Source organism: Caulobacter sp. S45, from assembly GCF_903642205.1.
Lineage (GTDB): Bacteria > Pseudomonadota > Alphaproteobacteria > Caulobacterales > Caulobacteraceae > CAHJWH01.
On record NZ_CAHJWH010000096.1, the window covers coordinates 1 to 12,325 of the forward strand.

Consider the following 12,325-nt stretch of genomic DNA (forward strand, 5'->3'; position numbering starts at 1 on the left):
AAGCCGCTGCCCGAACCGGAGCCTGAGCCCGCGCCGCCCCCGCCGCGCCACCACGCCCCGCCGCCCAAGCCCGTCCCAGCTCCGGAGCCCACGCCCGAGCCTCAGCCGCGGCCAGAACCAAAGCCACGGCCTGAGCCCAGGCCCAAGCCTGAACCCAAGCCCAAGCCGGCCCCGCCGAAGCTGACGCCACCCAAGTCGAAGCCGCCCAAGCCCGAGGCGAAATCCCAGCCTGACCTGGATCTCGACAGCCTAAGCAAGAGCACCGCCAAGTCCTCGGCCCGCAAGGCGCTGAACCTGGACGCCCTGTCCAAGGCCCAGGCCCGCGAGCAGAGCCTGGACCTCGCCGCCCTGTCCTCCAGCCCCGGCAAGGGGCGCGCCCAGAAACACGCCGACCTGGACCTCACCGCCCTGGCGGCGGGAGGACATAGGGCGAGCACACGCGGCGCGGCGCGGGCCGAGACGGACCGCGAGGCCCGGGACGCCGCCGGACCCGCCAAGGGGCTGGACGCGCCGTCGTTCGGCGCCCTGGCGGCCAAGATCAAGGCGAACTGGAACCCGGTGTGCGGGGTGACCATCACCATCCGCATTCTGCTGCGGCCGGACCACAGCCTCGCGGCGCGGCCAAACGTCATCGCGCACGGACAGCCTGGTATCGACGATGCCACGGTGACGCTCGCCACGGACCGCGCCCTGGCCGCCGTGCAGCAGGCCGCGCCGTTCCGGGAACTGCCGCCCAACGCGCCGCTCGTCCTGCCGCCGATCAGGTTCAACGCCACGGAAGGCTGCGGCTGACATGCCGGGCTTCAACGCCGTCCAGGAAGGCTGTAAACACGCCCCCATGCGCAACTCGCTCCGCTTCCTGCTGGCCACGTCGCTGGCGGCCCTGAGCATGACCTTGGCCGGTGGTGCTGTCCGGGCTCAGCCGGTCATCGACATCAACAAGGGCGTGGCCTCGTCCGTCTCCATCGCCGTCCCGCCGTTCAGTGGGTCGGACGCCCGGTCGTCAGAGCTCGGGCCCCGAATCGCGGAAGTCGTGGCCAAGGACCTGGAGCGGTCGGGCTTCTTCCACGCCCTGACCGACCACTATCCCGAGCCGAACCTGAACATCGCCGTCACGCCGCAGTTCGCCGCCTGGCGTGGTGTGAACGTGATCGACCTGGTGAACGGCGCCGCCAGCACCGACGTGGACGGGCGCCTTCGGGTGGACTTCCGCCTGTGGGACGTCAGCGTGGGCTCCCAGCTGGTGGGCGCCCAGTTCACCTCCAGTCCCGACAACTGGCGCCGCGTGGCGCACAAGATCGCCGACGCCGTCTACCAGCGTCTCACCGGCCAGGGCCCTTACTTCGACACCCGCGTGGTGTTTGTGGCCGAGAGCGGGCCGCGCGCCCATCGCATCAAGCGGCTGGCCATCATGGACCAGGACGGGGCCAATCCCAGCTATCTCACGAACGGCACATATGTGGCGCTCAACCCGCGCTTTTCCGCGTCGAACCAGCAGATAACCTATGCCGCGATGAGCAAGGATGCGGTGCGAGTCTACCTGTTCGACATCGAGACCGGGCGGCGCGAGACCATCGGCTCCTTCGTCGGCGAGATGGCCTTCGCCCCGCGCTTCTCGCCCGACGGCAGCAAGGTCGCCCTCTCGGTGGAGAAGAACGGCAACACCGACATCTACGTGGTCGACCTGCGCTCGCGCGAGAGCCACCGCCTGACATCGGACCCCGCCATCGACACCTCCCCGTCATACTCGCCGGACGGCTCGCGCATCGTGTTCACCTCGGACCGCGGCGGCAAGCCCCAGCTCTACGTGATGAGCGCGGAGGGCGGGAACGCGCACCGCATCACCTTCGACAGCGGCCAGTACACCACCCCCGTCTGGAGTCCCAAGGGCGACCTGATCGCCGCGACCAAGCAGACCGGCGGCCAGTTCCACATCGTCACCCTGCGCGCGGATGGCTCCGGCGAACACGTCCTGACCTCCTCGTTCCTGGACGAAGGACCCACCTGGGCGCCGAACGGACGGGTTCTGATGTTCTCCCGGGAAACGCCCGGCTCCGGCGCGCGTTTGTGGACCATCGATGTCTCCGGCCAGAACGAGCGGCTGGAGCCTTATCCCGGCGGCGCAACCGACCCTGCATGGTCGCCGTTGCTGAAGTAGCCAAGACGGCCGGCGTTCTTCGGTCAGCGCACGAACTGAAGGAGTTCCCATGACCGCCCCCGCCCGCCACATGGCGCTCAAACTGGCCCTCGCTCTTGGTCTTGCCGCTTCGGCCGCCGCCTGCGCCCACAAGCCGCCCCCGCCCCCCGCCGACACCGGCATGGGCGGGCCGCCGCCCCCGCCTCCGCCCAGCAACTACGGTCCGCCCGGCGGCGGCCCGGTGACCGGCGCGCCCATCCCGGGCTCCGTGAGGGACTTCGTGGTGAGCGCTGGAGACCGAGTCTACTTCGAGCTGAACGCCGACAGCGTCAGCAGCGAGGGCCGCGGCGTCCTGGATAGCCAGGCCCAGTGGCTGCAGCGCTATCCCAACGTGATGGTCCGGATCGAAGGCAACTGCGATGAGCGCGGCACACGGGAGTACAACCTGGCGCTGGGCGGCCGGCGTGCGGACGGCGTGAAGCGTTACCTGGTCAGCCGCGGGATCTCGCCGGCACGGATCACGACCACCTCCTACGGCAAGGAGCGGCCGACGGATCCGGGTACGGGCGAGGACGCCTACGCGCACAACCGCAACGCCCACACCGCCATAACCAGCGGCGCGGCCGGCGGCGACACCAGCAGCGACTTCTCCGGCAACGCGCCAGGCGGGCTGCAATAGCGCCTTGCCGGACGGCGGGAGGCGAAGCCTTAGGCCTTCCTTCCGCCGCCGTGCAGACGCTAGAAGCGTGCAATGACCGCACGCAGCCTGCTCATCGCGACCATCGCCGCCTTCGCCCTTGTAGGACAGGCTGCGGCCCAGGATGTCGGCGGATCACGCCGGCTGGACCAGCTAGAGAAGCAGGTGCGCGAACTGCGTGCCATCGTCTTCCAGGGACGTGACACCGGCCAGCCGGTGGAGGTCAGGCCCGCCGGCCCCGATCCGGCGGTCACCGCTCTGGAGCAGCGTTTCGACGGGGTCGACGAGACCATCCGCCAGATCAAGGGTCAATCGGAGGAGCTGACCCACGAGACGGAGGAGTCGCGGCAAAGCGTCGCGGCGATGCACGACCAGAACGGCCAGCTCCAGGCCCAGCTGAAAGACCTGGGCGACAGGGTGGCGCGGCTTGAGGCCCAGCTCGCGCCGAGCGCAGGGGCAGGCGCTCCACCCCCTCCGCCACCATCTAACATCCCGCCCCCTCCCGTCGACGCAACCGCTGCCGCGCAGGCGGCAGATACGGGTCGGCTGGGTGGTCCATCCTCCGCCCCCGGTGCGCCGCCTGCAACCGCCGCGACGGCATCCGACGCCTATCGCGCTGCACGGGCCCAGCTCACCGCCGGCGATTACGCAGGGGCCGCAAACGGCTTCCAGGACTACCTGACCCGCTATCCCAGCGCCAAAAATACGCCGGAGGCCTACTACTGGCTGGGCGAGAGTGACTACGCGCGCGAGGACTACCAGGACGCCACACCCGCCTATGCCCGGGCCCTGAAAGGCTGGCCGAAGCTGCCCTGGTCGCCGGACGCGACCGTGAAGCTGGCGCGCGCATTGGCCGAGACCAACCGCACGCCCGAGGCCTGCGCCGCCCTGGCCGAGTTCGACCATCGCTACCACACGGTCGCCTCCCCCACGGTCAAGGCTCGCGCCGAAGCGGTCCGGAGCCGCGCCAAGTGTGGAGCCTGACGGCTCAGTCACGAGTGGCGCGGCCGTCGGCATGAGATGATCCCGGCCGCGTTCGGCGCGGCCCTTGCGGCCCTCGACCGGCGACTCGACGGCGAAAGCAATGCGCCGCTGGCCGTAGCGCTGTCGGGTGGTAGCGACTCCCTCGCCCTGCTGAGGATCGTCGAGCCTTGGGCGGCTGCAAGGCGGCGAGGCTTGCTTGCGCTGACCGTGGATCATCGCTTGCATCCCGACAGTGCAGCCTGGACGCAAACCGCGGGCGAGGAGGCGGCCGAGCTCGGCGGCGTGCAGTGGCGCGCCCTTGCCTGGACAGGTCCCAAACCGGCTTCGGGAGTGACGGCGGCGGCTCGGCTGGCCCGCCACGCGCTTCTGGCCCAGGCGGCGAGGGCGGAAGGCGCCCATGTGCTCCTGCTCGGCCACACGGCCGACGATGCGGCCGAGTCCGAGCTGATCCGGACGCAGACGCCGACGCATGGGCGCTTGGCGGAATGGTCACCCTCGCCGGTCTGGCCGGAAGGTCGGGGCGTGTTCCTTCTGCGGCCGCTGCTTTCGCTTCGGCGGGCTGACCTGCAGGCCTGGCTGGCAGCCCAGAGGGTCCGCTGGATGGACGATCCCGCCAACAGCGATCTTCGCTTCGCCCGAAGCCGCGCACGGGCGAGCCTGGAGGAAGGGGCTCGCACCGAACGCGTTCAAGCTGCCCCATCCAACACTCCCTCGTCATCTTCAGGCTCGCCTCAGGGGTCGGACGTGCAGCCTGGCGGACACTGGCGCGCCGCAGACGCTCTTGGCTGGGCCGACCTCGATCCACGGGCCAAACTCGATCACGACGGAAAGATGCGTGGCGAGATGGAAGCCCTGCTTGACTACGGCGTCGTGGACCTCCCGCTGGCCGCGCTCCTGGCCACCGAGAGACCGATGGACGCCCTTGCCAGGGCGCTGCTGTGCGTCTCGGGTCGAGCCCGTCCCCCCGCGGGCGCCGCACTGGCGAGGCTGCTGGCCCGGCTTTCTAACGACTACGTGTTCACGGCCACCCTGTCCGGAGCCAGGCTCAGGGTGGACGGCGGTCACCTGCGCCTCACTCGCGAGCTGGGCCGCTCTCCCCCGGCGCTTGTCCCGCTCACCTGCGGCGGCGCCCAGATCTTCGACGGCCGGTTCGAGGTCGTGGCGCAGGCTCCAGGATGGCGTGTGGGCCCGCTCACCGGTCACGCCGCCAGCCTGCCCAAGCGCGAGCGCGAGGTGCTGAGGCGCATACCTTCGCACGCCCGCTCCAGCCTGCCTGTCCTGCTCGGGCCCGAGGGTGAGGCGCGCCTGCCTCAGCCCTTTGGTGCTGGCGCCGCGACCGCCCGCTGCCAGGTCGGGTTGCGGCTAGCCTCGGCCTGGGCTCTGATCGGGTGCGAACGCGCCCTGGAACAGGCTGCGGAGCTGTAGCATGCCGGTAGCGCAGGGCGCACACTCATCCTATCTTGAGCCTTGGCGTGAGATCCTCGCGTCCGGCGGCGGCGGCCGTCGAAGGTCTTGGACCCGGCGGCGGGCCTATTAGGTGCGAACATGAATTTGCGCAATCTCGCCATCTGGGGCGTGATCGTGGTGGTCATCATCGCGCTCTACAGCGTGCTGAACCCCAACACTCATGGCGCCAACGCGGCCAACGAGATCAGCTATTCCCAGCTGCTTCAAAAGGTTGACAGCGACCAGGTCAAGGATGTCGTGGTCCGCGGCGAGATGGTGCAGGCGCAGGACGCCGCCGGCCGCAAGTTCCTGGTCACCACGCCGGGCTCGCAGGACGACCTGCTGAAGCGGCTGGAAGCGCATGGCGCCAACATCCGTGTGCAGTCGGCCCAGCCCTCCGGCTGGATGCAGCTGCTGGGATCGCTGCTCCCGATCCTGCTGCTGGTCGGCGTATGGGTGTTCTTCATGCGCCAGATGCAGGGCGGGGCACGCGGAGCCATGGGCTTCGGCAAGTCCAAAGCCAAGCTGCTGACCGAGAACAAGACTAAGGTCACCTTCGAGGATGTCGCCGGCGTCGAGGAGGCCAAGGACGAGCTGAACGAGATCGTCGACTTCCTCAAGGACCCTGGCCGCTTCCAGCGCCTCGGTGGCAAGATCCCCAAGGGCGCCCTGCTGGTCGGCCCTCCGGGTACGGGTAAGACGCTGTTGGCTCGCGCGATTGCCGGCGAGGCGGGCGTTCCCTTCTTCTCCATCTCGGGCTCCGACTTCGTGGAGATGTTCGTGGGCGTGGGCGCGAGCCGCGTTCGCGACATGTTCGAGCAGGCCAAGAAGAACGCACCGTGCATCATCTTCATTGACGAGATCGATGCCGTGGGCCGTCACCGTGGCGCAGGCCTGGGTGGCGGTAATGACGAACGCGAGCAGACCCTTAACCAGCTGCTGGTGGAGATGGACGGCTTCGAGACCAACGAAGGCATTATTCTGATCGCCGCAACCAACCGGCCAGACGTGCTGGATCCCGCCCTGCTGCGCCCGGGCCGCTTCGACCGCCAGGTCGTGGTGCCGAACCCGGACATCAACGGTCGCGAGCGCATCCTCCGGGTGCACATGCGCAACGTCCCGCTCGCCGCCGACGTGGAGGTGAAGACCATCGCCCGCGGCACCCCGGGCTTCTCCGGCGCGGACCTGATGAACCTGGTCAACGAGGCCGCGTTGATGGCGGCGCGCAAGAACCGCCGCATGGTCACCCAGCGCGACTTCGAGGACGCCAAGGACAAGGTGATGATGGGCGCCGAGCGCAAGTCCATGGTCATGACCGAGGACGAGAAACGCATGACCGCCTATCACGAGGGCGGACACGCCATCGTGGCGCTGAACGTGCCCTCCACCGATCCGGTCCACAAGGCGACGATCATCCCGCGCGGCCGTGCGCTCGGCATGGTCATGCAGCTGCCGGAGCGGGACAAGCTGTCCATGTCGTTCGAGCAGATGACCTCGCGATTGGCCATCCTGTTCGGCGGGCGGGTGGCCGAGGAGATCATCTTCGGCAAGGACAAGGTGACGTCCGGCGCCTCTTCCGACATCACCCAGGCCACCAAGCTGGCCCGGGCCATGGTGACCAAGTGGGGATTTTCCGACGAACTCGGCGTGGTCGAGTACGGCGACAACCAGGAGGAGGTGTTCCTCGGCATGTCCATGGGCAACCGGCAGAACATCTCTGAGGAAACCGCCAAGACCATCGACGCGGAGGTCAAGCGGCTGACCCAGATGGGCTTTGACGAGGCCCGCCGGATCATCACCACCCGGATCGAGGACCTGCACACCCTGGCTAAGGCCATGCTGGAATATGAGACTCTCACCGGTTCGGAGATCACCGACGTGCTGAAGGGCATCTCGCCAAAGCGCGAGGAGGTCGAAGGGCCGCCGCCGGCCACCTCCACCGTGTCGGTGCCGCTCACCCACATCGAGCCGGAAGCTCAACCCGCATAGGACGCGAGCGTCAGTCTGCCACCATGGCTTCGGGTGCGCCCCTGGTCATGGGGGTGCTGAACGTCACGCCGGACTCATTCTCCGATGGTGGCCGGTTCGCGGATATCGAGGCGGCGCTAGCCCAGGCGCGCGCCCTGGTGGCTGCCGGAGCGGACTGGCTGGACGTGGGCGGCGAGTCCACGCGCCCGCAGGCTCAACCGGTGACCGAAGAGGTGGAGCTGGCGCGCGTCCTGCCGGTAGTCCGTGCTCTGCGGGAGCAGTTGGACGCGCCCGTGTCCATCGACACCCGCAAGCCCGGCGTGGCGCGGGCGGCGATCGCCGCCGGCGCGTCGATGTGGAACGACATTACGGCCCTGACCGGTGCTCCTGAGAGCCTGCAAATGGCCGCTAAGATCGGCGCTCCTGTCGTGCTCATGCACATGCAGGGCGAGCCCGCCACCATGCAGGACGCGCCGCACTACGAAGACGCCCTCGCCGAGGTCTGCGCGTGGCTCGGCGCCCGCGCTGAGGCAGCCATGGCGGCCGGGGTGCCGAAGGAGGCGATCTGGCTCGATCCCGGCATCGGCTTCGGAAAGCGGCTGGAGCACAACCTGGCCCTGCTGGCCCGGCTGGACCGGCTCGTGGCGCTGGGCTTCCCAGTACTGCTCGGAGCCAGCCGCAAGCGCACGGTGCAATACATCGACCCCACCGCCGTCGACCCCATGGACAGGCTGGGTGGCTCCCTGGCCATCGCCCTGCATGGCGCGCGGGCCGGGGTGGCGATGGTGCGGGTGCACGACGTTCGTGAGACCGTGCAAGCGCTGAAAGTGCAGGCCGCCATCCTGGCGGCGCGAAGACTTGCATGACGCGTCGCGCAGCAAGCCGAGGCTTAAAAGACCACTATGTAGAGGGTGTCGGCCGACCGCGCCTGCCGACCCGGGGGGCTGGGGGGGCTGTTCAGGATCCGGACCGTCAGATGTTCTCGGCCGACCGACGCCGCTGGTATCGTGGGCGGCTGGGGCGCGCCCGCGTCCGCAATAGGGCCATTTCGTGTTCCTTCTTCTCAGCCACCACGGGCTGATCAGGCCTGCGGTTTAGGGGTTTGCGGGCGCATCCAAACGCCTAGATACAGACGCTGCAGCTGGAGCCGCCATGAGCGTCGACATTTCGCATTTGTCCTCCACGCCTATCGTATTCTTTGAACGGCGGGAGCTGAACACCCTGACGGGACTCTATGGCCGGATGGTCTCCGCCGGCGAGTGGCGCGATTACGCCATCGACGGCCTTGCGGATGCGGCGGTGTTCTCGGTGTTCGACAGGGCGGCGGAGCAGCCCCTCTACCGGATCGAGAAGCGGCCGGCCATGGCGCGGCGGCAAGGCACCTGGGCGGTGATCGGGCGGGGCGGCATGGTGCTGAAGCGGGGCCACGAGTTGGCCGAGGTGCTGCGGATGTTTGAGTCCCGTCGGTTCCGGCTTGTCGAATAAACTGCAACGAAAAACGCCCCGGCCTTGCGGCCAGGGCGCTTGGTTCTGCCCGGATCGACGCGTTAGCGGCGACCGCCGGTGAACATCAGCAGGAACTGGAACAGGTTGACGAAATCCAGGTACAGGCTCAGCGCACCATAGTTTGTGGCCACCGCCATGCCCGTCTGGTCGCCGGCGAGCTGATAGTAGGTCTGCTTGAGCCGCTGGGTGTTCCAGGCGATCAGGCCCGAAAAGATCAGCACTCCCAGCACGCTCACGGTGAAGGCGATCACCGAGGAATGCAGGAAGATGTTCACGAGGCTGGCCAGGATGATGCCCCACAGTCCGACGATCAGAAAGCTCCCAACACCTGACAGGTCCTTCTTGGTGGAGTACCCGAACAGGCTGAGACCTCCAAAGGCCGCCGCTGTGACGAAGAAGGTGGTGGCGACCGACACGCCCGTGTAGCGCAGGAGCAGTACGCCCATCGAGGCGCCCAGCAGGCTGACGATGGTCCAGTACAGGATGCCGGAGTTCTGCGGCGTTACCGAGCGCATGACGAAACGCGAGCCAATTATCACCACCAGGGGGGCAAACATCAGCGCCAAGCCGAGGCCGGACACGGTACGAGCCATGCCCTCCGGCGTCTGAACCATCGGGAACAGGTAACTGGCCACCGGGTCATGCGAGGTGATCCAGGCCAGCACCCCCGAAAGCGCCAGGCCAAGCGCCACCTTGTTATAGACGCCGAGCATGAAGGACCGGAGCCCCGCATCCACGGCCATGTCGGCCTGCGGCGCCCCGAAGGGACGCGCATAACCGCGATTGAAGTCGCTCATTGCGAACAAACCCTTTGCATTGCGCCCATCGACGCTGTGCAAGATATCGTCGAGCTTGGGCTCGCGCGCAAGGGCCGCCCGGATGCGTACACAGGGCCCCGTCCCCAGATCTCCGCTATGATACGCCTGTTCGCCGCCCTTCCCGTGCCATACGACATTTCCGAAGGGCTGGCGCGCCGCCAGCAGGGGCTGCCCGGCGCGCGCTGGACGCCAGGGGAGAACCTGCATGTCACCCTGCGCTTCTTTGGCGAGGTGAGCGAAACGATGGCCGGCGACGTTGACGCAGCGCTCGCGACGATCGCCATGGACAGCTTCGAGGTCGCGTTGCAAGGCGCAGGCGCCTTCGGCGACGTGGATCGGGTCCGAGCCGTCTGGGCCGGTGTGTCGGAGAGCGAGCCGCTTCGCCGGCTGGCCGGCAAGTGCGAGACAGCCGCCAGGCGCTGCGGGCTGAAGCCGCAGGCTCGCGCCTACAGCCCGCACGTCACCCTGGCCTACCTCAAGCGGTCGGTTGAGCCTCGCGCCGCGGCCTGGGTCCAGGGACACAACTTGCTGCATTCGCCACCCTGGCGTGTACGGGCGTTCGCGCTTTATTCGAGCTGGCTGTCGAACGAGGGCTCCCGCTACGAGCTTGAACGCACCTATCCGCTGAGCTGAGAACCCCAGATGACTGCCCCCGCCGCCCTGCGTCCCCGCCGTAGCGTGCTCTACCTGCCCGGCTCCAATGCTCGCGCCTTGGACAAGGCCCGAACCCTGCCCTGTGACGCCGTCGTCCTTGACCTGGAGGACAGTGTGGCGCCCGAAGCGAAGGAGAGCGCGAGGGCGATGGTCATCGCCGCGCTGACCGTCGGCGGCTTTGGACGCCGTGAGGTGGTGGTGCGGGTGAACGCGCTAAGCACGCCCTGGGGCGAGGCTGACCTTGAAGCCCTGGTGCGGGTGGCGCCGGACGCGGTGCTGGTCCCCAAGGTCATCGATGCCGGCGACCTCGCCCGCTACGACCAACGGCTGTCCGGCGCGCCGGGGCCTACCCGGCTGTGGACCATGATCGAGACCTGCCGCTGCCTGTTTCACCTTGACGCGATTGCAGGGCTGGCAGCCGGGTCGCGGCTGGCTGCCGTCGTCGTGGGCGGAAATGATCTGGCCAAGGAGATGCGCGTGGAGGTAGGCGTCGACCGGACGCCGCTCCACACCACCTTGGCGATGACCGTAGCCGCGGCTCGCGCGCACGGGCTTACTGCCCTTGACGCGGTGTTCAACGCTCTTGAGGACCCCACCAGCCTGGAGGCGGAATGCCGCCAGGGCCGCGCCTTCGGCTTCGACGGCAAGACGCTGATCCATCCCAATCAGATCGACGCCGCCAACCGGGTGTTCAGCCCCTCCGCCGAACAGCTGGCCTGGGCTCAAGCCGTAGCGGCTGCCTTCGCCGATCCCGCTAAAGCCGGGCGCGGCGTTCTGAGGGTGCAGGGGCAGATGGTAGAATTGCTTCATCTCGCCGAGGCTCAACGCGTGCTGGCGATAGCCCAGGCGATCACATGAAAACGGCCGGGATAGAACCCTTCTCTTCCTTAAAGCAGGAAAGGAACCTGATCCTACCCGACGAAGGCCCGCTCCAGGACGAAGTCGCCCGGCTCGGAGTTGGACCCTTCGACCAAGCCCTGCGCTTCCAGCATCGCGGCGACATCCTTGATCATGTGCATGGAACCGCACAGCATCACCCGGTCGTTCTCCGGATTAAACACGGTCTGGTCCAGACCGGCGTCGCGGAACAGGCGACCGGAAGTGACCAAGTCGGTGATGCGGCCCTCACGCTCAAACGGCTCGCGCGTCACGGTGGGCAGATAGGTAAGCTGGTTGGTAGCCAATTCGCCGAACACCTCGTCGGCGGGAAGCTCCTTCTGGAACAGCTCGCGGTAGGCGAGGTCGCGCACCTCACGCACGCAGTGGGCCACGATCACCCGCTCGAAGGCGTCGTAGACGTCCGGGTCGCGCGCGACCGATAGCCAAGGCGCGAGCCCCGTTCCGGTGCCGAGCAGGAACAGGCGGCGACCGGGCTGCAGGGCGTCGAGCACGAGCGTCCCGACGGGCTTCTTAGCCATCAGGATCTGGTCGCCAGGCCCGATTTTCTGCAAACGGGAGGTGAGCGGGCCATCAGTGACCTTGATTGAGAAGAACTCAAGCGTGTCTGCGTAGGAGGGACTGGCGATGGAATAGGCCCGCATGACGGGCTTGCCGCCGTCTTCCCCCGGCAGGCCGATCATCACGAATTCACCGGAGCGAAAACGAAAGCTGGCAGGACGGGTGATGGCGAAACTGAAGTATTGGTCGGTCCAGTGCCTCACCCACAGTACGGACTCGACATGGTGTGTGGCGCTGGTGACCAGGGGCTTGCCGTGAGCTGGGGCCGGCTCGGTGCGGGCCAACACGGCCGTGTTCATGTCGTCCATCATTGACTCGTCAGATGCCGCCGCCGACGTCATCGCCGGAGACGGCGGACGTTGAGCTTCGGCCAACATGTATGCCGCACTCGGTCTTTTCGGAACCCGCCCAGCGGCCGGAGCGTACGTCGGTCCCGTCCTGTGTGGGTTTGGTGCATGGCCAGCAACCGACAGAGGCATAGCCTGCCTCCACCAGCGGATGAGACGGCAGTGAGTGGCTGGCCGCATACGCGTCGAGCGCCGCCTTGTCGAAGCCGGCCAGCGGGTTGAACTTGAACTTGCCCTCACTGTGCTCCACGACGGGCAGGTGCAGGCGGGCGCCGCCGTGAAAACGCTTGCGCCCGGTGATCCAGGCCTC

General features: G+C 67.9%; 13 protein-coding genes. 10 read left to right on the forward strand and 3 right to left on the reverse strand.

Features of this window, described 5'->3' with window-relative positions; genetic code table 11:
* From HUV06_RS10330 to HUV06_RS10365, 8 genes are all read left to right on the forward strand, one after another.
* Nucleotides 1–792 (forward strand): hypothetical protein (locus tag HUV06_RS10330; RefSeq protein ID WP_217433776.1); only part of this gene is annotated, 792 nt, incomplete at its 5' end.
* A gap of 46 nt (nucleotides 793–838) precedes the next feature.
* Nucleotides 839–2,158 carry a Tol-Pal system beta propeller repeat protein TolB gene (gene tolB, locus HUV06_RS10335; protein WP_217433777.1) on the forward strand — a complete coding sequence of 440 codons (1,320 nt, stop codon included), beginning with the start codon at nucleotides 839–841 and terminating at the stop codon, nucleotides 2,156–2,158.
* Between the two features lie 49 nt (nucleotides 2,159–2,207).
* Entirely contained in the window at nucleotides 2,208–2,816 is a 609-nt protein-coding gene (gene pal, locus HUV06_RS10340) for a peptidoglycan-associated lipoprotein Pal (RefSeq protein ID WP_174301192.1), read from the forward strand.
* Between the two features lie 72 nt (nucleotides 2,817–2,888).
* Nucleotides 2,889–3,818: a tol-pal system protein YbgF gene (gene ybgF, locus HUV06_RS10345; protein ID WP_174301193.1), complete on the forward strand. Its 930-nt coding sequence runs from the start codon at nucleotides 2,889–2,891 to the stop codon at nucleotides 3,816–3,818.
* Nucleotides 3,819–3,854: 36 nt separating this feature from the next.
* A complete protein-coding gene (gene tilS, locus HUV06_RS10350; protein ID WP_174301194.1) occupies nucleotides 3,855–5,243 on the forward strand; it encodes a tRNA lysidine(34) synthetase TilS in 1,389 nt (462 codons plus the stop codon).
* A gap of 120 nt (nucleotides 5,244–5,363) precedes the next feature.
* Nucleotides 5,364–7,253, forward strand: a complete 1,890-nt coding sequence (gene ftsH, locus HUV06_RS10355) for an ATP-dependent zinc metalloprotease FtsH (protein WP_174301195.1) — start codon at nucleotides 5,364–5,366, stop codon at nucleotides 7,251–7,253.
* 23 nt (nucleotides 7,254–7,276) lie between these two features.
* Nucleotides 7,277–8,098, forward strand: coding sequence for a dihydropteroate synthase (gene folP, locus HUV06_RS10360; RefSeq protein WP_254601042.1), 822 nt, complete (start codon nucleotides 7,277–7,279; stop codon nucleotides 8,096–8,098).
* Between the two features lie 286 nt (nucleotides 8,099–8,384).
* Nucleotides 8,385–8,717: a DUF2794 domain-containing protein gene (locus HUV06_RS10365; RefSeq protein WP_174301196.1), complete on the forward strand. Its 333-nt coding sequence runs from the start codon at nucleotides 8,385–8,387 to the stop codon at nucleotides 8,715–8,717.
* 62 nt (nucleotides 8,718–8,779) lie between these two features.
* On the opposite strand, the gene HUV06_RS10370 is transcribed toward HUV06_RS10365, so the two are convergent.
* Nucleotides 8,780–9,535 carry a Bax inhibitor-1/YccA family protein gene (locus HUV06_RS10370; RefSeq protein ID WP_174301197.1) on the reverse strand — a complete coding sequence of 252 codons (756 nt, stop codon included), beginning with the start codon at nucleotides 9,533–9,535 and terminating at the stop codon, nucleotides 8,780–8,782.
* 117 nt (nucleotides 9,536–9,652) lie between these two features.
* Here HUV06_RS10370 and thpR point away from each other — a divergent pair, with 117 nt between their 5' ends.
* Both thpR and HUV06_RS10380 read left to right on the forward strand, forming a co-directional pair.
* Nucleotides 9,653–10,189, forward strand: a complete 537-nt coding sequence (thpR, locus tag HUV06_RS10375; RefSeq protein ID WP_174301198.1) for an RNA 2',3'-cyclic phosphodiesterase — start codon at nucleotides 9,653–9,655, stop codon at nucleotides 10,187–10,189.
* A 9-nt stretch (nucleotides 10,190–10,198) separates the two neighbouring features.
* The gene (locus HUV06_RS10380) at nucleotides 10,199–11,068 is read left to right on the forward strand and encodes a CoA ester lyase (RefSeq protein WP_174301199.1); all 870 of its coding nucleotides are present in this window, start codon (nucleotides 10,199–10,201) and stop codon (nucleotides 11,066–11,068) included.
* Between the two features lie 53 nt (nucleotides 11,069–11,121).
* On the opposite strand, the gene HUV06_RS10385 is transcribed toward HUV06_RS10380, so the two are convergent.
* Entirely contained in the window at nucleotides 11,122–11,967 is an 846-nt protein-coding gene (locus tag HUV06_RS10385) for a ferredoxin--NADP reductase (RefSeq protein ID WP_174301200.1), read from the reverse strand.
* A 19-nt stretch (nucleotides 11,968–11,986) separates the two neighbouring features.
* The coding region (locus HUV06_RS10390; RefSeq protein WP_174301201.1) for a phosphoadenosine phosphosulfate reductase family protein at nucleotides 11,987–12,325 on the reverse strand (339 nt) is incomplete at its 5' end.